At 33.2% G+C, this 22,698-nt stretch carries 24 protein-coding genes; 7 read left to right on the top strand and 17 right to left on the bottom strand.

Features of this window, described 5'->3' with window-relative positions; all coding sequences use genetic code 11:
- Positions 1-155: 155 nt before the first annotated feature.
- The 4 genes from rpmF to H8909_RS06835 form a co-directional block, all read right to left on the bottom strand.
- Positions 156-332 (bottom strand): 50S ribosomal protein L32, encoded by a 177-nt coding sequence (gene rpmF, locus H8909_RS06850; protein WP_006504992.1) that lies wholly within the window; start codon positions 330-332, stop codon positions 156-158.
- A gap of 14 nt (positions 333-346) precedes the next feature.
- A complete protein-coding gene (locus tag H8909_RS13490; RefSeq protein ID WP_022424834.1) occupies positions 347-862 on the bottom strand; it encodes a YceD family protein in 516 nt (171 codons plus the stop codon).
- Positions 863-999: 137 nt separating this feature from the next.
- A complete protein-coding gene (locus H8909_RS06840; protein WP_117458459.1) occupies positions 1,000-1,602 on the bottom strand; it encodes an alpha/beta hydrolase in 603 nt (200 codons plus the stop codon).
- Entirely contained in the window at positions 1,599-2,420 is an 822-nt protein-coding gene (locus H8909_RS06835; protein ID WP_187012286.1) for an HAD family hydrolase, read from the bottom strand. Before H8909_RS06835 ends, H8909_RS06840 begins: the two co-directional genes overlap by 4 nt.
- Before the next feature lie 200 nt (positions 2,421-2,620).
- On the opposite strand from H8909_RS06835, the gene H8909_RS06830 reads away from it, so the two are divergent.
- Both H8909_RS06830 and H8909_RS06825 read left to right on the top strand, forming a co-directional pair.
- Positions 2,621-3,997, top strand: coding sequence for an ROK family protein (locus H8909_RS06830; RefSeq protein WP_187012285.1), 1,377 nt, complete (start codon positions 2,621-2,623; stop codon positions 3,995-3,997).
- 77 nt (positions 3,998-4,074) lie between these two features.
- Complete coding sequence (locus H8909_RS06825) at positions 4,075-4,542, top strand: YbaK/EbsC family protein (RefSeq protein WP_117458456.1); 468 nt, start codon at positions 4,075-4,077, stop codon at positions 4,540-4,542.
- Here the strand turns inward: H8909_RS06825 and H8909_RS06820 are convergent.
- The 3 genes from H8909_RS06820 to H8909_RS06810 are packed head-to-tail and all read right to left on the bottom strand — an operon-like array spanning position 4,513 to position 6,473.
- The gene (locus tag H8909_RS06820) at positions 4,513-5,064 is read right to left on the bottom strand and encodes an SOS response-associated peptidase (RefSeq protein WP_158546293.1); all 552 of its coding nucleotides are present in this window, start codon (positions 5,062-5,064) and stop codon (positions 4,513-4,515) included. The two genes, H8909_RS06825 and H8909_RS06820, sit on opposite strands and share 30 nt — an antisense overlap.
- Positions 5,065-5,094: 30 nt before the next feature.
- Entirely contained in the window at positions 5,095-5,580 is a 486-nt protein-coding gene (locus H8909_RS06815; protein WP_117458454.1) for an HD domain-containing protein, read from the bottom strand.
- A gap of 50 nt (positions 5,581-5,630) precedes the next feature.
- The gene (locus H8909_RS06810) at positions 5,631-6,473 is read right to left on the bottom strand and encodes a YitT family protein (protein ID WP_226793148.1); all 843 of its coding nucleotides are present in this window, start codon (positions 6,471-6,473) and stop codon (positions 5,631-5,633) included.
- 70 nt (positions 6,474-6,543) lie between these two features.
- Between H8909_RS06810 and H8909_RS06805 the strand changes: the two genes are divergently transcribed.
- Together H8909_RS06805 and H8909_RS06800 are read left to right on the top strand one after the other, a co-directional pair.
- Positions 6,544-7,176, top strand: a complete 633-nt coding sequence (locus H8909_RS06805) for a Crp/Fnr family transcriptional regulator (RefSeq protein ID WP_187012283.1) — start codon at positions 6,544-6,546, stop codon at positions 7,174-7,176.
- Between the two features lie 57 nt (positions 7,177-7,233).
- Entirely contained in the window at positions 7,234-8,220 is a 987-nt protein-coding gene (locus H8909_RS06800; protein WP_187012282.1) for an asparaginase, read from the top strand.
- A gap of 23 nt (positions 8,221-8,243) precedes the next feature.
- Here H8909_RS06800 and H8909_RS06795 read toward each other — a convergent pair whose 3' ends face one another.
- The 7 genes from H8909_RS06795 to H8909_RS06765 all read right to left on the bottom strand — a co-directional run bounded on the left by H8909_RS06795 (position 8,244) and on the right by H8909_RS06765 (position 16,161).
- Positions 8,244-10,232, bottom strand: coding sequence for an ABC transporter permease (locus H8909_RS06795; RefSeq protein ID WP_187012281.1), 1,989 nt, complete (start codon positions 10,230-10,232; stop codon positions 8,244-8,246).
- A gap of 2 nt (positions 10,233-10,234) precedes the next feature.
- Positions 10,235-10,993, bottom strand: coding sequence for an ABC transporter ATP-binding protein (locus H8909_RS06790; protein WP_187012280.1), 759 nt, complete (start codon positions 10,991-10,993; stop codon positions 10,235-10,237).
- A gap of 103 nt (positions 10,994-11,096) precedes the next feature.
- Entirely contained in the window at positions 11,097-12,071 is a 975-nt protein-coding gene (locus H8909_RS06785; RefSeq protein WP_187012279.1) for a sensor histidine kinase, read from the bottom strand.
- Positions 12,055-12,741 (bottom strand): response regulator transcription factor, encoded by a 687-nt coding sequence (locus H8909_RS06780; RefSeq protein ID WP_129980942.1) that lies wholly within the window; start codon positions 12,739-12,741, stop codon positions 12,055-12,057. The genes H8909_RS06785 and H8909_RS06780 overlap by 17 nt, the downstream gene beginning before the upstream one ends.
- A gap of 50 nt (positions 12,742-12,791) precedes the next feature.
- Complete coding sequence (locus H8909_RS06775) at positions 12,792-13,268, bottom strand: flavodoxin (protein ID WP_187012278.1); 477 nt, start codon at positions 13,266-13,268, stop codon at positions 12,792-12,794.
- A gap of 9 nt (positions 13,269-13,277) precedes the next feature.
- Positions 13,278-14,606, bottom strand: coding sequence for an MATE family efflux transporter (locus tag H8909_RS06770; RefSeq protein ID WP_187012277.1), 1,329 nt, complete (start codon positions 14,604-14,606; stop codon positions 13,278-13,280).
- Between the two features lie 115 nt (positions 14,607-14,721).
- Complete coding sequence (locus H8909_RS06765) at positions 14,722-16,161, bottom strand: radical SAM protein (protein ID WP_187012276.1); 1,440 nt, start codon at positions 16,159-16,161, stop codon at positions 14,722-14,724.
- A gap of 250 nt (positions 16,162-16,411) precedes the next feature.
- Between H8909_RS06765 and ppk1 the strand changes: the two genes are divergently transcribed.
- From ppk1 to H8909_RS06750, 3 genes are read left to right on the top strand one after another with little or no spacing between them, the layout of a single operon-like run.
- Positions 16,412-18,448: a polyphosphate kinase 1 gene (gene ppk1, locus H8909_RS06760; protein ID WP_187012275.1), complete on the top strand. Its 2,037-nt coding sequence runs from the start codon at positions 16,412-16,414 to the stop codon at positions 18,446-18,448.
- Between the two features lie 12 nt (positions 18,449-18,460).
- The gene (locus H8909_RS06755) at positions 18,461-19,528 is read left to right on the top strand and encodes a 6-phosphofructokinase (protein ID WP_187012274.1); all 1,068 of its coding nucleotides are present in this window, start codon (positions 18,461-18,463) and stop codon (positions 19,526-19,528) included.
- A gap of 52 nt (positions 19,529-19,580) precedes the next feature.
- The gene (locus tag H8909_RS06750) at positions 19,581-20,270 is read left to right on the top strand and encodes an RsiV family protein (RefSeq protein ID WP_187012273.1); all 690 of its coding nucleotides are present in this window, start codon (positions 19,581-19,583) and stop codon (positions 20,268-20,270) included.
- A gap of 7 nt (positions 20,271-20,277) precedes the next feature.
- On the opposite strand, the gene H8909_RS06745 is transcribed toward H8909_RS06750, so the two are convergent.
- From H8909_RS06745 to H8909_RS06735, 3 genes are all read right to left on the bottom strand, one after another.
- Positions 20,278-20,802, bottom strand: a complete 525-nt coding sequence (locus H8909_RS06745) for an NAD(+) diphosphatase (protein WP_238928242.1) — start codon at positions 20,800-20,802, stop codon at positions 20,278-20,280.
- A complete protein-coding gene (locus H8909_RS06740; RefSeq protein WP_117458439.1) occupies positions 20,781-22,091 on the bottom strand; it encodes a replication-associated recombination protein A in 1,311 nt (436 codons plus the stop codon). The genes H8909_RS06745 and H8909_RS06740 overlap by 22 nt, the downstream gene beginning before the upstream one ends.
- 27 nt (positions 22,092-22,118) lie before the next feature.
- Positions 22,119-22,698: prepilin peptidase (locus H8909_RS06735; RefSeq protein ID WP_187012272.1), on the bottom strand; the 580-nt coding region annotated here is incomplete at its 5' end.

Genomic DNA, 22,698 nt, shown 5'->3' with positions numbered 1-22,698 from the left:
CACTTTCATACAATTCTTACCACTATTATAGACTTAGAATGCACTTTCAGACAAGAAATTTATGGATTTTAAATGCAAAAAAAGGTTTTCTAGCATAAAACGCCAAAAAACCTCTTAAAAATAAAAAAAGAGAGATTTTCATCTCTCTAAAGGAATTATTTTACATCCTTAACTTTAACGCCATTATAATAACCACAATGACCACAAACTCTATGTGCTAATTTGAATTCACCACATTCTGGACATTTAACAACTGCAGGAGCTGATAATTTGTCATGAGTTCTTCTCTTGTCTCTTCTTGTACTTGATACTCTTCTAAATGGTACTGCCATCTTGTTCTACCTCCTTATTCCTGATCCTTGAAATAATCTTTGAGTTTTGCTAAACGGGGATCGATTGTATCCTCTTCTTTTGCGACTACTTCGCTTTCATCCATAACTTTCCAGCCTGAGCCGCTTGTTTTCATCTTTGCGCCTTCCTTCACAACTCTCATTGGAATAGCCATCATGATTTCCTGGAATATGACAGAAGTAAGATCAGCGACATCCTTTCTTGCTTCTACAACATCCTCATCATCTTCAGGCTTATAAAACGCAAACACAACATCTGTATCAATAGAAAATGGGTAATCGACATCTTCCAATGATATAGCGCAAGGAACAACCATTGTTCCCTGAACATGGTATGTTACATATAGACGTTCTTCACTACTATTGAAGTTGCCTGATCCTGTAACTTCCACATCCTTCAAATCATTGATTCGAGATAAGTTATAGAACATTTCTTTAGGAAATGTTATCGTTTCTTCGAAATCAAATTTTCCATTTTTCTGTTTGACTAACCAATTACGATTCCATTTCACCTTGATCACCCTCTATAACTGCATCACCCATTATAATGAAAATGAGATTATAAGTCAATCAAAAAAATCATTTTCTAATGGGCATTAATCGCATATTTTTTAAAATGTCTTTGCGACCGTGTGTATTCTAACATAGTTTATTCAAAAAAGATAGATAAATTTTCAAAAACCCATTTAAAACCTCTGATCATTCTTTGATCTGGTTCAGTAAAATGACCCCCATTCTCTTCTATATATATACATCTGTTATTCTTACTTAGATATTGATAGGTTTCTATTGTATTTTGTCCTACCGTACACATGAGCTTATTCTTTGTTTTTGATTCTTTTCTACCTAGACTTAAGTATACTACTGCTTTTCTATTAATAGTATGAAGATAGTTGATCCAGCCTGGAAACCATAAAGAACCAGATGCACTTATACATCCTACAAAAGATTCATGTCTTCCATACATCCACAAACTAAACAAACCACCAAGTGAATAGCCCGCAATAATATAATGATGAGAAGAATTCATAGTTGAAAGAATCCACTTTTCAAGTTCCTCACCCTTTCCACCAAAACCGTCAGCAGGCCATGGAGAAAGTTCACTATTCCAATCCTTAATAACTGGTGCAATAAGACAATAATTTCCCTTTAATGATTCTACAATTGAAGTGCAATCATGAAAGAAACAGAAGATATAAACGTCAGCATCTTGATTGCCATAAATCTGGCATTCTCTTCCATAATAGATCATATTAGTTTGTAATGCTCCATTGCATTATATATTCCATCATTATCCACTGTATCAGTCACATAATCTGCAACAGCCTTTGCCAAATCAGCCCCATTGCCCATCGCAATGGCAGTACCTGCCATTTCTAACATTTCTATATCATTTGTAGAATCTCCAAATGCATAGGCATTTTCTATTGGCTCACCAACAGCTTCCATAAAATCCTTAATAGCAGCCCCTTTAGATACACCTTTATTCATCATTTCTCCAGCCTTTGCACCAAATGTTGATGTATAGCCTCCAGCTGGTATAAAAGTCAAACTTGGGTCTAACTCTTTCATGAATCTCTCAGCTGCTTCTACTGTATCAAATGTTGCATCAATCTTAAGAATTGGATTATTCTCTATTTCATCCATTGTCTTCATACTCTTTTTCTTAAACACTTCTTCAACAGGTTCATCAATTTTCTTTTTGAACTGTTCTTCAAACATAGCATGTGTATAAGGATTCTGATAGCCATTTTTCCAATCTATGATCTGATAGCCTCCACCTAATTCTTCAATAAGTTCAAGTGTTTTCTTTACAACATCACTTGAAATGATTTTCTGTAATTCCGGCTTACCACCACGAACAACCGCTGCGCCATTCGCAATAATTGCATCTTCTATTCCTGTAAAAGAAATTTCCTTTGTCATAAAATAACTTCTTCCTGTACAAAAGAAACAATGATGCCCATTTTCTTTTGCTTTCTTAATCGCCTCTATTGCACTTTGTGGCACAGTATGTGTCACATCACTTAATAAAGTACCATCTATATCAAAAAATAAATATTTCCTCATATGTTTTCTCCTATACCAATAGATTATAGTGTAATCTCTTTGAAGTATTATAGTATAAGAATCCAAAAAGAAACATTATTTTCTAATTATGATCAACTTTTCAAAACTATTTTGACAAGAACCTATCATCTTTTTTCAATATATTTAAAAATTATTTATTTGAAGTATTGTTTTGATATACTTTTGTTGAGGTGATTAAAATGGATGAATTTTTAAGAGATATACATACATTATTATTCAAGGAATGGATTCTCATTCAGTCTATTGAAGGCTGTAATATTAAAGAAGAAGGTAAAAAAGTTATTCTTACAACGCCTTATTGTCATGCCGAAGTGATATTTAATGATCATAACCTGATTGAATTATCAGTCACAAATCTTGTAACTGATAAGATAGACTTCTATCTTCATTTTCAGATGCATACTATGAGTCATGCCATTTCTTTATATACAGAAATGCTTCAATGTATTAAACAATTGATCAATGAACCTCCTGTTCGTGTTCTTTTAACATGTACAAGTGGCCTCACAACAGGTATGTTTGCCGCACAACTCAATGAAGCGACTATGCTTTTATCTAAGAACTATGAATTTGATGCGATTGCTTATCATGAACTCTATGATATTGCGAAGAATTATGATGTGATTCTTGTAGCTCCACAGGTAAGTTCTAAAAAGACAAAACTAGAAACTTGCTTTAAAAAGAAGACAGTACTGACTATTCCTTCTACAATATTCGCAAAATATGATGCAGGCGCATTATTAGAATTCTTAGATGAACATTTATCGTCTCGTCGTCATCCAACTACGGCTCGTTTGCCTGTCATTAGTCGTCCAGTGCCTCACCAGACAAAAATCTTAACTATCGCAACAGTACGCACAAGTCATCGTACAAGAATGATCTATCGTGTTTTTGATCCTAACAATAAAACACTATTAGATAATGAAGTCGTTAAGTTTGATTTTCAGGTGAATGACCTCTTTGATATCCTTGATACAGTATTACTCTTTCATCCAGATATTCCTATTATTGGAATCAGTCTTCCAGGAATCATTCGAGATGGTTATATGGACTTGCATAACCAAAGAATCAACGTTTTAAGACCACTTAATAAACGTTATCCAAATAAACGTTTCTATTTATTTAATGATGTCAACGCCCTTGTATCTGGCTATTATATTTCACAGAATAAATACCAGACAATCTCATTTCTCTATCAGGCCTCTACAGGAGGTGCTTGTGGTATAGGCTCTGTCTTTAAGGGGCAATTAATAGAAGGAGCCCATAAAATTGCAGGAGAAGCCAAATTTCTTCCATTTAATAAAGAAGAATTCAAAAAAACTCCTGAAGGACAGTTAGAATGTCTTACTTATCAGGCAGCTGCAGTGATTTCTATCTATGATCCAGAGATGTTGATTGTCTCATCTAAATATACAAATAAACATGAATTAAGAGAATCATTAAAGAAATACTTCCCTGAAGAATATCTTCCTAATATCCACTTTATTGAACATTTCAAAGAATATGGATTATTAGGTGCATTGATTCTTTCTATCCAAGAAGAAAATAAAGGCTGAGTTTATTGAAAAACTCAGCTTTTATGCTATAATCCTCATAAACATATCTAGTTAGTATGTTGGTAGGAGGAGTTATTATGTCTTTAAATTCAGTGAAGAATTATTTCAAGCAGTATAATATGGATACACATATTGTAGAGTTTCCTGTATCAAGTGCAACTGTGGAACTTGCAGCACAAGCTATTGGCTGTAAAGAACAGGAAATTGCGAAAACAATGTCTTTTCATGTCGGAGATGAAGTCATTGTGATTGTAATGGCCGGGGATGCAAGAATCGACAATAAGAAATATAAATCATTCTTTCATAAAAAAGCTAAAATGCTTCACGGGGATGAAGTAGAATCTTTGACTGGTCATCCAGTAGGTGGTGTTTGTCCTTTTGGATTAAAAGAAGGTATTAAAGTCTATCTTGATGAGTCTCTAGAACGTTTTGATCATGTTTATCCAGCATGTGGCAGTCCTAATAGCGCTATTAAGCTCACTATTCCAGAATTAGAAAAATATGCCCACCAGGAATCATGGATTGATGTCACTGATATCATCTAATGACATTTGTTTATGAGAACCAAGGACTTCTAAAGAGTCTTTGGTTTTTTTGTATACTCTTCCTTCATTAAGCCATAAATCTATATCTTCAAATGAAACAATGACAGGCATTCTTGAATGAATTCCTGACATGATGTCTTCTGCTTCTTTTGTAAGTATTGTAAAGTAATTATCATGATAGATGCCTGCAAGATAAAGAATATGATGATTAGTAAAGCGATATTGCGTATGCGCTCTATCCCATTCATAGAAACCACTGATTGGAATAATACATCTTCTTTTTACTGCATCTTCTTTAAACATCTTCTTTTCTAATACTGTTTCTATGCGTGCATTAAAGACACGTTTTTGATCTAATGGATAACCCCATGTCTTATAGTCTCCATAATGACCCTTTAATATAACAAAACCTTCCTCTCCTGGATGAATATCTCCATAAGGAAATATATGTCCATCAGGAATGATCACCCATTTAGTCAAATCATATTTCAATTGTTCATCTAAATAGTAACGTCCACACATAATAATCCTCCAAAAAAAAGTCATAGAAAACTATGACTTAAACATTGTATCTAATATATGCTTACCTGTTTCTGTTTCAAAAAAACTCTCTTTGGCATGCTGAATAGATTCAATAGAAGCATTGTCTTCAAATGCGTTAACTAAAAAATCTGCTTCCAACAAGATACGATAATCTATTCCGTCTACATCAGTATATGTATGATGATGGGCAATCAAGAAACATATTCTTTCTATATCGTCTTCTTTAAATCCTAAAGAAGTACATATTTCTCTTGCAGGTGCAGGTCCTTCTTGTTCCTGTAACTTTCCATTTTGAAAGCCATATTTCTCTTCTGATACACGTATTCCAATATCATGTAAAATACTGGCCGCTTCTAATACAAAAAGTGTATGTGTATCTAATCCTTCTTTTTCACCAATTAATTTAGAAAAGCTATGTACCTTTATGAAATGCTGGATACGCTTAGGATCTCCATAATCAAATTCAATCATCTTCATCATTAATTCTTCTAACATATTTATCACCTGCATCTATTGTAGCACAAATAGAAAAAGACCCGTAGGTCTTAACGTGATAATGTATAGCCTTTTCCAATGACTGAATGAACATCACTCACAAAAACAAAGGAAGTTGGATCTTCTTCTACCGATATTCTCTTAATAGTCGCAATCTTCTTATACTGTGTGACTACTAGAATAACCTGCATATCTTCTCTTAAATAACCTGATTCAGCTTTTAATAAAGTGAGACCAACATCAATTTCTTTATAAATACGATCTCTAATTTTTTCATATTCCTGACTCATAATCATGATTTCACACTGTGATTGACCATATGCCAATACTTTATTGACTGTTATAGTACAGATCATAATTGCAAGAATACCATATACATTCTTCATAAAGGGATTAGATGCCACCTGAATCAAAATAACTGTAATATCACATACATTCATAACGATAGAAACAGGGACTTTGAAATATTTCTGTAAGATGACACCAATAATATCAAAACCACCAGAAGATCCATCACCTAAAAGTACAAGTCCTACCCCTGCCCCAATGAGGACACCTGCAAGAATTGCACTCATTAATGGATCAGAACTCATTTCAGCTAAGAAATTATATTTCTGACATAGATCTAACCCAAATGGAAAGATAATACTGACAATCAATGTCTTGAAAATGAATTCTTTACCAATAAATATATAACCTAATATAAATAATATCGCATTACAAATTAATACAAGAATTGAGACTGGTAATGGAATCATCTTACTTAAAATAACACATAAACCTGTGACGCCTCCTGCAGCGAAGGATTGTGGTAATACAATCATACCAAGTGCGATATCAGTCAAAGCGACACCAACCAAGATTTTTACCATTGATAATACTTTTTCCTTCATTTTCATCACCCAGGAATATTATAATGATAAAAAGAGACAATACAGTAGCCTAGGCTACAATGGAGGACATATGAATATCATTATTCCAGAAAACTATTTTTATTTATTTGAATCGGTAGGTGAACGTTGTGTATTGCCTTCAAAGACAGTCATCTTTTATGAGAGTGATGATGCAAATGATATCTATCTTTTAATCAAAGGACGTGTGCGTGCTTATTTAAGTAATTCACAGGGGAAACAGATTACCTTGGAGGTATTAAAGAAAGGACGTATTTTTGGTGATGGTTCTTTTTTAAACCATTCTGTACGTAAAGCGAATATGGCCACGATTACTGATGCAGAATTCATCCGTTGTCATATTACTGATTTAATGCCTATATTACAGAAAAATAATGATCTCATGATTCTTATGCTTCAGCATCTGACTTCTACATGCAACTATTTGACACATACAATTGAAAGATTAGTGAACTATAATAGTACACAAAAGGTGGCTGATTTCCTTCTTATTGAAACAGATAACGGAAGAAAATCCATTCCTTATACACATGAAGATATTGCAGGATGTTTAGATATGAATAGAGTGACGGTATCACGTATTATGAAGAAATTGAAAGAGGAAAATGCTGTTTTGTATGAGTATGGAATTGTTTCTGTAACGGATTCTAAAACATTGAAGCATATTCTAGAACACACTGAATAGAGATTATTGCATTCAAGTTTTGTTTAAAATATAATTATTGACGAGGTGTAAAAAAATATGAAAAAGAAAAAAATTGCGATTATAGCGACAGGTGGTACGATTGCAGGAAGTGGTGCTGCAGGTAAAACAACAAATTATGAAGCAGGTACTATTTCTGTAGATGAAGTATTGTCTTCTATTCCAGATATAAGAGATCGTGTTGAGATTGTTTTAGACAATCTTTTCTCGGTTGATTCTAATGAAATTGATGATCAAAGATGGTTGATTTTAACTGAACATATTAATAAACTTGCAGATCAGCAGGATATTGATGGAATTGTAGTGACTCATGGAACTGATACAATGGAAGAAACATCTTACTTCTTAAACTTAACAGTCAATACATTAAAACCTGTTGTTTTAACTGGTGCGATGCGTCCTGCAACTGCAACAAGTGCCGATGGACCATTTAACTTATTCCAGGCCATTATGCTTGCAAGTCATAGTGAAGCTTGGGGTCGTGGTGTAATGTGCTTATTCTCAAGTACTATTTTCTCTGGTAGAGATATCCAGAAAATCAGTAATTATAAGATTGATGCCTTTGACCAGAGAGCTTTCGCCAATCTCGGTTATATGAAAGATGATGAAGTCTATTTCTCTTCTCAGCCATTAAAGAGACATACAACTTATTCAGTCTTTTCACGTAAACCAATCAAAGATTTAGCTCATGTCGCAATTGCCGACTACTATGTAGGTGCATCTCCTGATATTCTTGATTTTCTCGCACAGAATAATGAAGGTATCGTAATTGTTGGAACAGGGAGCGGAAACTATTCTAAAGAATGGCGTCAACGTATTGAAGAATTATCTGATCAGGGTATTGTCTTTGTACGTGCGAGCCGTGTAACTAACAGTATTATCTTCCAGGATGATTATTTTGATCCTAAGCATGTATGTCTAGGGGCTAATAACTTATCTCCTTATAAAGCACGTATTCTATTAATGCTTTCTCTAACAATCACAAAAGATAAAAAAGTAATTAACGATTACTTCTTAAACTACTAAAAAAAGGCTCGAAAGCCTTTTTTTTACTTTTTTACAATTTTATAATATGTACGACTTGTACAGAAATAAACAATAGTATAACAAATAGTAAGTACTATCACTGATACAACAGTACATGTAATAAATGTCTGAGGGGCATTAAGAATCATTACCTTAAACATCTTTAAGATCATCTTATAAGCCACGGACATATGAATAACTGCCACTACAAGAGGAAGGAAGAAGAAAATCAATACCTGTGAAGATATAGCCTGTCTAACTTCTTTTTTACTCAATCCTACGTTCTGTAGTATTTCATATCTTTTCTGATCTTCATAGCCTTCAGATAACTGCTTATAATACATAATCAATACGGCAGCCATCATAAAGAGTACACCTAGAAAGATTCCTAAGAATAATAATGAACCATACATCTGACTAAATAGCTGGTAATTGTCATAGCGAGTCATATTAGAATAACTGATTTCACCATCATTCTTTTCACTGACTTTCAAAGTGAAATTCTTTGTTGTTTTACGCATGACTTTTTCAGCCTTTGAATTGAAATAACCACCTTTATAATTAACTAATACTTCATAGACATAAGAAGGGGAAGAACGATGTTCAAATGTAAGTGCCTGTTTTAAGGCTGCATCATCCTTGAATACAAATGTGATACTATCAGAATCTATATTCGCAATATCATCCTTTACAAACCAAGGATCATTCTTAACCATCTTTAATGAATACAATTGATTATTCAACATCATTGAATCATGATTAAAATGATAATTAGAATTATAAAGCACTTCATGATCATTTAAAGTGACATGATGATTATAAATACGATTGTAATCAGCTAATGTCATACCTAGGATAGTGAGTAATTTATTATTACCACCTTCTCCTGGCGCAGTAAAGACTGTTCCATTTTGAGAAGCCCATACTTGACAATACTTTAAAGAAGCCATTCGAGAAATACCGATATTTTTAGAAGCAAGAGATGTTTTAATGTCCTTTTCAAGGTTGATGATTTCTTCATCCATATTCACCTTTTCCGTATTCCCTACTTTATAACTATAGTCAGCACGAACACTTTTTTTCACAGTATCAAAAACGCCACTATAAAGAGTATATGTAGAAGAAATCATGACAAGAATACATGTACATAAAATACAGATACTTGCAAGTCCCACTGCATTCTGTTTCATACGATACATCATCTGAGACACACTGATGAAGTGATTTGTCTGATAGTAATACTTCTTATTCTTCTTTAATATTTTCAAAATCACAATAGAACCAGCAGTAAAGAGTGCATATGTACCAATAATGACAAGTACAACTGCCACAAAGAATAAGACAAGGGCAGTGATTGGATCTTCAATCGACAAGGCAATTGTATAACCAGCACCTAATGTGATAACACCTATCAAAGTCATCAACCACTTTGTCTTTGGTTCCTTTTCTCCAACCATTCCACCCTTTAATAACTGGATTGGATTAGAGAAACGAATAGAAGCTGCATTGATCATAAATGAGACAAAGAAAATAACACTAAAGAGAAGAGTTGTGATCAAAATCGCATTCATATCAATACTAAATACAATCGATGTATGAATAGCCAATATCTTCACTAAAATAAGCATCATCAGCTTACTAAATAGAACACCTGTTAATACACCAAATCCTAAAGAAATCAAATAAACAATCAATGTTTCAATAAAGATGATCAACATCACATGACGCTTTTCCATTCCTAATATATTATAGAGTCCAAGTTCCTTCTTACGATTCTTCATGAGGAAGCTATTTATATATAATAAGAATATAACTGAGAATATAATCACAACATACACGCCAAGACTCATCATCATGGCTGCTGATTCACTGTCTTTTCTTAGGCCATTATCTCCACCTAAGAACTTTACACAATAAAACATCATGACTGTAAAGATGCTTGTAATAAGATATGGGAAATAGATTTTTCCATTCTTTTTAATATTTGTCAGGGCAAGTTTTAAATAAAACATGATTACTTACCTCCTGTCTGCAGTAGTGTAAGTGTATCACTGATTGCCTGATACATCTCTTCGTTTGTCTTATCTCCTTTATAGATCTGATGATAGACCTGTCCATCACGTATAAATAAGACACGTTTCGCAAAACTGGCTGCTTTGGTACTATGAGTAACCATCACAATTGTCTGTCCTTCTTCATTTACATGATCAAAGATATTCAATAAATCATCTGTTGATTTAGAATCCAAAGCACCTGTAGGTTCATCAGCTAAGATAATCTGAGGATGAGTAATTAAAGCTCTTGCGACAGCAGCTCTTTGTTTCTGTCCTCCTGATACTTCATAAGGATATTTATCCAGTAGTGATTCAATACCTAGCTGTGGTGCTAAATGATTCAATTTAGTTTCCATCACATCATAGTTTTCTTTAGACAAAACTAGAGGTAAAAAGATATTATCACGTAAAGAGAATGTATCTAATAAGTTGAAATCCTGAAATACAAATCCAAGATTCTTTCTTCTAAACTGTGAAATATGCTTTTCACTGATTTTAGTAATATCTTCTCCATTAAGTAGTACTTCGCCACTTGTTGGTGTATCTAAAGATGCAAGAATATTTAAAAGTGTTGTCTTACCACTTCCTGATTCACCCATGATAGCTACATATTCTCCTTCTTCTACTGAAAAAGAGACATTAGACAAAGCAGTGACCTGCTGAGATGAAAAACGTGTTGTATAGACTTTTTTTAAGTTTTTAACTTCTAATAATGACATATATGTTTTCCTCCTTCGTTACAACTATAGTTTAATTATTTTGAAACATATCTGCCATTGATTCACCTTACAGAATAAGTCTCTAATCTTACAATTTTGTAAGTTACTCTACGATAAGAGGTTTTTTCTCAAAACAAATGGAAACAGTTGTTCCTTGGTTGATTATAGATTCTATATGAATAGGATAACCTAAAGTATCACATATATTCTTAACAAGATATAAGCCTAATCCACTGGCTTTCTTATCAATACGTCCATTTGTACCGGTAAAGCCTTTTTCAAAGACACGAGGTAAATCCTCTTTCTTAATTCCTATTCCTGTATCTTTAATATAGAGTGTTTGATTTTTCATACAAATATGAATAGAACCTTCTTTGGTATATTTCAAGGCATTGGATAAGATCTGTTCAATAATAAAAGAAGTCCACTTTTCATCTGTGAGTATTTTTTCATCTAGTTCTTCTAGTTGAAGAGAAATCTTCTTATGAATAAAGAATAAGGATTGTTTCTTGACTACTTCATTCACAATATCCCCTATTTTATAATAACCAATCTTTAAGTCCTGATTCATATGTCCCATCTTGACATAGTACATCATCATATCTACATACTGTTCAATACGTAATACCTGCATAGAAAGTAGTCTCGGAGATAATTCACCTGATTGTATGAGTAGTCGAAGTCCTGCAATGGGTGTCTTAATCTGATGAACCCAGAGTGTCATATAATCAGATAATTCATGATAGCTTGTATCCTTCTGATTATTAAGGACACTATTAGCCTGGATAATCTTTTCTATAAGAGAATAATAAGACTCTTCTAAATCATTTTCTGGTGCAGGTATATTTTCTAAGTAGATATGATCAAGATGTAAGGCATAATGAAGTGCTTTTAGCTTCTTATTATATTTATAATAGTCATAGCCAAAATAAACAATCACAAAGAAGAAACATAGACAGGTAGGATAATAAAGCAATGAAATAGAAACATCGCATAATAAGAGGATCAGATCAAACAAGAAGATCATCACCAGATAAACAAGATAATAACGATAATGGTCTTTAATGTATGTCTTCATAATATAACTGATACCCTATTCCTTTCTTTGTATGAATAAGCTGTGGTAAAGAAAAAGCATCTAATTTCTTTCTTAAGCGATTAATATTGACACTTAATGTATTATCATCTACAAAAGCTTCACTTTGCCAGAGAGCTTCCATGATTGTATCTCTAGAGACAATCTGTCCGGCATGTTCAAATAATATCTGCATGATCTTAAGTTCTGTCTTAGTGAGTTCTATAGAGTCTTCATGATAACTGATGACACCCTTTAATAAATCAAGAGTCAGTGAGTGATAGTTCAAGACATTCTGTGTTTTATTAAATGAATAGGTACGTCTAAGTATTGCCTGTAACTTAGCCGTGAGTACCGTTAAGTCAAAAGGCTTATTAATAAAATCATCTGCTCCCATATTCATCGCCATAACGATATTCATATTCTCACTTGTAGAAGAAATAAAGATAATAGGTACTTCTGATTCTTTTCTTATTTCCTGACACCAATAATAACCATTATAGTAAGGCAGTGAGATATCTAATAAGATAAGTAATGGTTCATAGTTTCTAAAGTCTTCTAAGACATTTTCAAAATCATTGACTACAAACACATCATAATTCCACTTTTCTAGATGTTTTTTTATAGAAGAAGCAATAATTTCATCATCTTCTACAATCATTATTTTCTGCATATATAACCACCTCTAGTTCATTATACACAAAAAAGAGACGAATTGTCTCTTTATAGTTGTTTGATCCATTCTTCAATTGTATCAAGAGAAGTAATAAGAGTATCTCCTCCATTTGAATCAAATTGAATTTCTATTGATGTAGGAATAATAGAATCCTTTAATTCTTTTTTCATGTCTTTAATAACTTTTCCGGGCCATCCTCCATGAGTCATGAAAGGAATAACAGTTTTCCCTTTGAAATCATGCATATGAATAAATGTCTTCATCGCCGGAGCCATCGTATACCACCATGTAGGTGTTCCTAGAAAAATACGATCATAGCCTTCAATAGAGATTTCTTTAATAGGTGGTTCATAGCCTTTCTTTACTTCTTTAAGGCCTAAATCTACCACTTCATCATAATCATCACTATAAGGTTGAATTGTTTCTATTACCTTTAGATCAGCCCCAGTTTTCTTTTGAATCATTTTTGCAATACGTATTGTATTACCATGAGAATAGCTGAATACAACAATTAAATCTTTCATAAACTCCTCCTAAATAACATTAAATTGTGTCCATTTTTCTGATTTATAGCGAAGATGGAATATGATAGCACGTATTGACCAGTCAGCACACATTGCCAAGGCAATACCAATCACCCCTAGATTCAATGTAATACCAAATATAATAGAGAGTATCCCTCTTACGACGACTGTACTCAAGATTGATACAATCATTGTATATTTGACATCTCCTGTCGCACGTAATCCATTTGAAAGTGGTCCAGAGAACGGGAAGGCAATTGTGTTAAATAGGTTATGAATAATAACCAAAATAAAGACCAGATTCTTAGTTTCTGATGATAATTGATAATATTGTAGGAATAGTGGTGTAATGAAAAGAATGAATATATTCCATATAATAGAGAAGATAACTGTGATCTTCATCAGCTTCTTAAAGTAATAATGTGCACTGTCTATATCCTTTGCTCCCATGCACTGTCCTATGACTGTAATAAAGACAGGTCCCATTGTAACTCCCACTAGGGCTGCAAGTGACCAGATACTTTGGGCCACACCATTGGCTGCAATCTGATAAGTACCAAACAAAGCAACAACTGAACTCAAGGCTACTTTAACTAACTGAAAGATGCCTTGTTCAATCCCATTAGGAACCGCAATATTCAATACTCTTTTCAACATCTTAGCATCAAATACAAATATATGCTTCTTTTCATAATAAGTAGTCAGTGTCTTATTGAAGCATAAGAATGTAATCACTACTGCAGAAAAAAATCTAGCAATCAGTGAAGGATAGGCAACACCTGCCACACCAGCATGTAAAACAAAGACACCTATGCAGTTTCCAATACAGTTAATAATATTAGATGCAATAGAAATATACATAGTTGTAGATGTTTTAGCCATAGAGCGATATAAAGCAGCACCTGCATTATAAATAGCGAGTGCTGGATAAAAATAGGCTGATATCCTTAAATAGGTGATACAAGCCTGCATGACAGAATTTTCTACACGACCAAATAAGAGTCTTAAAAGTGATTCATTAAAAATCAAGACAAGTATCATCAATATAAATGAGAAGACAATAGAAAACATCAATAACTGTCCTGAAGCACGATTAGTGGCTTCTTGTTCTTTACGTCCAATATATTGGCTGATGACAACTGCCCCACCCGATGCAAGAGCTGTAAACAAATAAATAAAAATTGTATTAAATGAGTTTACAAGTGAAACCCCTGATACCGCACTTTCTCCCACAAAGCTTACAATAAAAGTATCAACAATACCTACTAACATAACTAATAATTGTTCAAAGAACAATGGGATGATCATGTTTTTTAAATCCTTGTTTGTGAATGTCATAATTTACCTCCATGACATCATTCTAAATAACAAAGATATAAAAGTAAAATACCAATACTGGAGGGCATTATAACTAAATTGCATACTAAAAGGCAGTATCTCTACTGCCCCATAGTTATTCTTCGTTATGTAATCCTAATTCTTCCATTCTCTTAGGTGCATAGTTTTCATACTTAGGATGTGGATGCTTATGATCCTTCCAGTATTCTTCTGCAATAGGCGCCCATTCTTTTGCATAGTCTTCACACTTATCGCATAAGTGATCTGCTGTTTCAGGAGATTCCATATTTGTATCATGCGCACCTGTACGTTTCACCATTTCTCTTAATAATGATGGGTTTTCCAACATTGGACAAGGTCTTAAATGGTTTTCATTAAATGGCTGTCCTTCATGATAAGCCATGAATAAAGGTGACTGCAACATTTCAAGAATTGAATTATCATGAATATTTGTATTTGAATAATGAATAAATACACATGGTTCTGCATCACCATTAGAGTTGATATGGAAGTAGTTTCTACCACCGGCAATACATCCACCAACATATTCACCATCATTTTGGAAATCCATTGGATAGAAGTTAATATCACATTTATCTGAACGGATATATCTAATACGATCAATCATATATTTTCTCTGTTGGATTGTAGGAAGTAAGTCAGTGACTGCATTGTTTCCTACTGGCATATAGTGGAAGTAGAAACCAAAACGAGCCCCTTTATCAGTAATCATCTTAAAGAATTCATCACTTGTGACTGCTTCTACATTATATTTTGTATAGCAGATAGATGTACCAAAGACAATACCATATTTCTTTAAGAGATTCATGGCCTTCATAACAGCTTCAAAGTGACCTGCACCTCGTCTTGCATCATTTGTTTCTGGAGTACCTTCAATTGATAATAAGAATGTAATATTACCAAGTCTTACAAGTTCTTTGCAGAATGCATCATCAATCAAAGTAGAATTTGAGAAGATTGCGAATTCTACATCATTATGCTTTTCAGCTAATTTAATGATTTCTTTCTTCTTTACAAGTGGTTCACCACCAGTTAATAAGTAAAGATAGACCCCTAATTCTTTACCTTGTGTAACAATCTTATCCATATCTTCAAAAGTTAAGTTGCTTTTATGTCCATAAGTACCGCTCCAGCATCCTTCACAATGCATATTGCAGGCACTTGTTGGATCAAAAAGAATCAACCAAGGGATATTACAGTTGTATTTCTTTCTGTTTTCACGGATTGTTTTTGTACCTCTAAAGAATGCTTCATAGCCAAGATTCAAAGCTGTCTTCTTGATGAATTCTGGATTGGCATCATCAATCACACTATTGATATATTTCACCCATTTGTTGTTTGGATCCTGTACCGCAACTCTCGCTGCGTCATAGCTTTCTTTACTAAATCCTTTTCCATAGAACTTTTCAGCCAAGTCAATGAGCTTCAAATATTCTCCTGTACGGTCTTTGTCCAAACCTTTCACAATATGGTCAATCGCAACCTCCATCGCTTTTCTTTCAGCTGCATGTGATACTTTATCTAATGTATTCATAATCAACATCCTCTCTCTTTCACTAATCCTCATTTTAGAATGTTACGGATAAAAGTCAATAAAACTGACCAGTGTTCATTTAGGCATTTTTAGGAAAATGTCCAAAAATAGCTTTATATTCTTACAAAATATATGAAATGAACAAATTTTACACTATCTTTACACAAACTTTATTCTAACTAAATCACACTATTATTAGTATAATGCTAGAATTAACGCTATAATGAGTATATAGATGGGAGGATTAATTATGAATATATATAAAGATAACCGAGAATTATCTTGGTTAAAGTTTAATGACCGTGTTCTTATGCAAGCCAAAGATGAAAACGTGCCGTTAGGTGAGCGTCTGACTTTTATTTCAATTTTCCAAACGAACCTAGATGAATTCTTTAGAGTACGTATGGGATTCTTATTTGATCAGGCTTTGTTTTATCCTGCTTTAAAAGAAAATAAGACAAATATGACATCATCTGAACAGATTAAAGCCTGTGAAAGAAAGGTGAAATATCTATATAAGAAGAGAGATAAGATCTATGCATCAAATCTTGAAAAGATGAAAGAATATGATGTGGAGATTGTAGGTTATGATGATATTAAGGATAAAGAAGATAAAAAATTTCTCGAACATTATTTCACTCAGGAAATGCTTCCACTTGTATCACCACAGGTTGTTTCTAAAAGACAGCCATTCCCTTTCCTTAATAATGGTGAACTCTATATTGTGACACAATTAGAAAGTAAAAAGGGTAAGAGAAAGATGGGTATTGTTTCATGCTCTGCTGCTTTTGATGAAAGATTAATTGCCCTACCTAGTAAGCCTGGTAAATTTATTTTGGCAGAAGAAATTGTGAAAAAAAATCTTCCTATGATTTTTCATGGACAAACAGTAAAGAATGCTTCTATAATTCGTATTATAAGAAGTGCTGATATTGAAGAGGATGATTATTCTTTACAGGAACATGAAGATTATCGTGAAATGATGGAAACTCTTATTAAACAAAGAAGAAAGCTTGCACCTTTAAGAATGGAGATGTCTCCAGGTCTAGAAGAGATTGAAGTAGATATGTTGAAACATTTCTTAGATCTTTCTAATGGTCAGGTCTTTGAAGTAGAGAGTCCATTAGAGTTCTCATTTGTATTTACTTTACAGGATTATTTAAAATCACGTCATCCAGAATTATTCTATAAGAAACTTGAAGCACGTAATTCACCTCTTGTAGAAAATACTGTACCAATGATTAAACAGGTATTAAAGCATGATATATTACTTTCTTATCCATTTGAATCTATGGCACCATTCTTAAGATTCTTAGATGAAGCAAGTCGTGATCCACAGGTAATCAGTATTAAGATGACTCTTTATCGTGTGGCTAAAAATTCTAAGGTTGTTAAGAGTTTGATTCGTGCTGCAGAAAATGGTAAGGATGTGACAGTTCTAGTAGAACTTCGTGCACGTTTTGATGAAGAAAACAATATTGCCTGGTCTAAACAGTTAGAGAGTGCTGGATGTCATGTTATTTATGGTTTAAGTGAATTAAAAGTACACTCTAAATTATGTCTTGTCACTTATCGTACAGATGAAGGTATCAAGTATCTCACTCAGATTGGTACTGGCAACTATAACGAAAAGACTTCTAAACTTTATACAGATTTCTGTTTAATGACTTCAGAACATGCTTTTGGTGAAGAAGCCAATGAACTCTTTACTCATTTATGTTTAGGTGAAACAGATCATAATGCGAATATATTATTAGTCGCACCACATTGTATGATTTCAAAAATCTTTGAAAAGATTGATGAACAAATTGAACTTGCAAAGGCTGGTAAACCTGCTTATGTAGGATTTAAATGTAATGCAGTGACAAGTAAAAAAATGATTGAAAAGCTTGTAGAAGCAAGTCAGGCTGGTGTTAAGATTCAATTAATCGTAAGAGGTATCTGTTGTATCATTCCTGGTATTAAGGGTTATACAGAAAATATTCATGTTATATCTATTGTCGGACGTTATTTGGAACATTCTCGTATTTATATCTTTGGTGATAAAAATCCTGAAGTTTATATTTCTTCTGCAGATTTAATGACACGTAACTTAGAAAGACGTGTAGAAGTGGGTGCACCAATTCATGATCCTCGTATTAAGAAGACTATTCTTAATATGTTTGATATTATGCTTCATGATAATGTGAAAGCATCACGTTTATTAAATGATGGTACATATAAACGTGTAAAGAATAAACAAGAGAAGATCAATAGTCAGGAATACTTCTTTAAGAAAAAAGTATAAGGGAGGTATAATATGCGCGTTGGTATTTTAACAAGCGGAGGAGACTGTCAAGCCCTTAATGCAACTATGCGTGGGTTGGCATTAACTCTTTATAGAAATGTGAAAGATGTTGAAATCATTGGCTTTATTGATGGTTATAAAGGATTGATGTATGAAAAATACAAAAAAATGAAGCCTAAAGATTTTTATGATATTTTAAACGTAGGTGGTTCAATTCTTGGAAATTCAAGATGTCCTTTCAAACGTATGCGTATTATTGAAAATGGTTTTGATAAAGTCAAAGCTATGAAGAATACTTATAAGAAACTTGAATTGGACTGCTTAGTTGTACTTGGTGGTAATGGTTCTATTAAAAGTGCAAATATGTTATCACAGGAAGGACTAAATGTAATTGCATTACCTAAGACTATTGATAATGATGCCTGGGGTACAGATTATACATTTGGTTATTCTTCTGCCACAGCCATTGCGACACGTTACTTAGATGAAATCAAGACAACAGCCGCAAGTCATAGCCGTGTCTTTGTGATTGAAGTTATGGGTCATAAGGTAGGACATATCTGCTTATCTGCCGGTATTGCAGCAGGTGCTGATGTTATCCTCTTACCTGAGATTCCATATGATATTAAAGTTGTTGCGAAAAAGGTTAAAGAAACATTAAAGAACGAAAAAAACTATGCAATTATTGCCTGTGCTGAAGGTGCTATTTCTGAAGCAGATGCACTAATGAAGAAAAAAGATTATAAAGCAAAAGTACTTGCAAGAAATGGTCGTTCTGTAGCTTATGAAGTAGCTGATGAATTAAGTCAGGAAATTGATGCTGAGATTCGTGTATCATGTATTGGTCATGCACAGCGTGGTGGTAATCCTGATAGTTATGATCGTGAAATCTCTACACGTTTTGGTGTAGAAGGTGCAAGACTCATCATTAAGAAACATTATGGTGAATATGTTGTATTACAAGGAAATCATGTTACACATATTCCATTAGAAGCTACTGCAGGAAAATTAAAATTTGTAGATACTGAAGGAGAAATCGTACAAAGCGCAAAGCTTGTAGGAATCTCATTTGGTGAGTAAAACTGTTCGTCATGAACAGTTTTTTTGTGTATAATGTGAAATAGGTGATATTATGCATAAACTAACATTTTGGAAAAAGATAGGACTTTCTTTTATTGTCCTTGTAGCTATACTTATACTGATCAATCATCAACTCAATAAAGATACCAATACACCAAATAGACTCACTCTGTCTAACCTATTTACTGTAGATGTGAAGAAATCCCATATCCCATGGATTACAACTGCAGATAATAATAAACAGGAAGCACTTGATGTAGTGAATCGTAAGATGGCATCTACTATTAAGAATTTTATTTCAAAAGAGGAAAAAAGCGGAAGTTATTATTCTATTAATCATGAGATTGTCTATAATACAGACCAGTTATTTACTCTTAAATTAGAGCTAAATAAAGCACATGCAGATAGTTACACAAAGAACGTTTATTATACAATCAACAAATCCACAGGAAAGAGTATCCCTCTTTCTGCTTATTTTAAGAATAGTGACTATAAAAAAGTGATTTCTAAAGAGATACTTAAACAAATGAAAGCAGAAATGAAAAAAGACACCAATAAAGTATATTGGTGTCAAAAGAATGATAATCCTCGTTTTAAAGGTATTTCGAAGAATCAAAGCTACTATATTAATAAACAAGGTGAACTTGTCATCTGCTTTGATCAATTTGAAGTAGCTCCCGGTTATATGGGAAACCCTACATTCACAATTAAAAATGACTTACTCGACGACTACTTCAAATAGTCGTCTTTTATCTTGTGAAAACAAGATTGTGTTCTCTTTTATAGAGATATCTTCTAAGTAATTCCTGAGCTAAAGAGTCAGGCTTAATGATATTCATTGCATCTTTTAGATCATACCATTTTGCATAATCCACTTCTTCATTACAGTGGAATAATTCATCTTCTACAACAACGACATAGTTATTTATATATGTATTAGTACGAGCATAGTATTCATTATCATTGAACTCATAGGAAGAAATAGTAAGACCTGTTTCTTCTTTGACTTCTCTAAAAAGAGCCTGTTTCGCATTTTCTCCTTTTGTGACATAACCTGCAATTAAGATATTATCCTTATGTCCATATTGTTGGATGAGAAGGATTTTATCTTTTTTGGGATTGAGTACAAGCGCACTGACTGCACTGTTAAACATTGGGAATCTGAATTCCTGACAGTTTAGACAATAAGGTACCATACCATCTATTCCATTTTCTTTTTCAGTTAATTCATGACCACATTTCACACAATAACTCATTGATTTTCTTTTCTCCATTTTTTTATTTCATCTAATCTATTCTTATATTGTTTCTCTGCACCTTGAGTACCTGGAAGATAATATTCCCTGTCTTTTAATGAATCGGGTAGACATTGCATATTCGTAATCTTCTCTTTTGTATCATGAGCATATTGATAGCCTTCCCCATAATGTAGTTCCTTCATAAGTTTTGTAGGCGCATTACGAATAACTAATGGTACAGGTTCAGATAATTCTTTTAAGGCATCTTTTTTAGCTGTTTCATAGGCAACATATAAAGAGTTGGATTTAGGAGCCATGGACATATAAACAACAGCCTGCGTTAATATAACTGAACATTCAGGCATACCAATATAATGGCAGCTTGTATAAGCATCATTCGCAATAGATAAAGCACGGGGATCTGCTAAACCAATATCTTCACTCGCAAAGCGAATCACTCTTCTTGCGACATAAAGAGGATCTTCTCCCGCCTCCAACATTCTAGCAAGCCAATATATAGCTGCATCTGGATCTGAATTACGCATTGATTTATGTAAGGCACTAATGAGATTATAATGTTCCTCACCCTTTTTATCATATAAAAGAGATTTCTTTTGTGTACATTGTTCAATGATTGTCTTAGTAACATGGATGATGCCATCCTTCTCGTCGCTATTATTAATAACCATTTCTAGAGTGGATAACGCATTTCTTGCATCACCATTACTAAAAGATGCAATAAGGTGTAAACAATCATCAGATATATCAATATTTAAATTTCCAAATCCCTTTGGACTAGAAATGGCATGTTTGAGTAATGAAACAATATCCTCTTCTTCAAGTGCGTTGAGGACAAATACCTTACAACGTGACAAAAGAGCTCCATTGATTTCAAATGATGGGTTTTCAGTTGTCGCACCTATAAGTATAATGCTTCCTTTTTCTACAAAAGGCAAAAAAGCATCCTGCTGGGATTTATTGAAACGATGTATTTCATCCACAAATAGAATTGTCTTTTCACCAAAGACACGATTATTTTCTGCCTGTTTCATCACTTCTCTTATTTCTTTAATACCACTAGTCACAGCTGAGAAATCAATAAAAGAAGAATGTGTATGAGAAGCAATAATTCTTGCGAGTGTTGTTTTACCAACTCCTGGTGGTCCCCAGAAGATCATTGAAGAAATAGAATCTGTTTCTATAAGTCTTCTAAGTATTTTTCCTTTTCCTACTAGATGAGTCTGTCCAACAAATTCATCTAAATTATCAGGTCTCAGTCTTGAAGGAAGAGGTTCATTAAATGTTTCTTCAAAAAGTGATGTCATAAGAATCCTCCTATGACAAAAATAGTATTACAGGATTAAGAAACTGTCAAATAAAGATATAGTTAACCATCCAAGTGCTATAAAAGGACCAAAAGGAATCATCTTCTTTTGTTTTATAAAAGAGAAGATGATTCCTAAGAAACAGGCAATGGATAAGACACTTAACGTTTGATAAATACCTAAAGAAAGACTGCATACACCTAACATCTTAATATCTCCCCCACCAAGTCCTTCTTTTCCAGTTATCTTATAAAAAAGATAAACAAATAGTATAAGAAATAATATAAATAGAAGAGATTCTTTGAGATATATAATCTTAAAGCTAGATAATAAGCTAATAAGAAGATATATATCAGGTATTTCATAGAGATGTAAGTCTATAATAGAGATGATATAAAAGCATGTAAGAGATGCGATATGAGATAAATAAAGAATACTTAATCCATCATGAATATAGAATAAGACAAATAAAAAGCCTGCTGTTAGTTTAAAATGGACCCTGTAAAAAGGACACGATAAAAAAAGGATATTTATTTCGTGACCCTGTTTTACAGGGTTTTTATTTTGCGTAGTATAATGATTATAGAATGGTGGTGTTATTATGGGA

This window comes from Catenibacterium faecis (assembly GCF_014306455.1).
GTDB lineage: Bacteria > Bacillota_I > Bacilli_A > Erysipelotrichales > Coprobacillaceae > Catenibacterium > Catenibacterium mitsuoka_A.
Note: the sequence above shows the minus strand (reverse complement) of the source record. Positions and strands in the feature narration are given on the sequence as shown.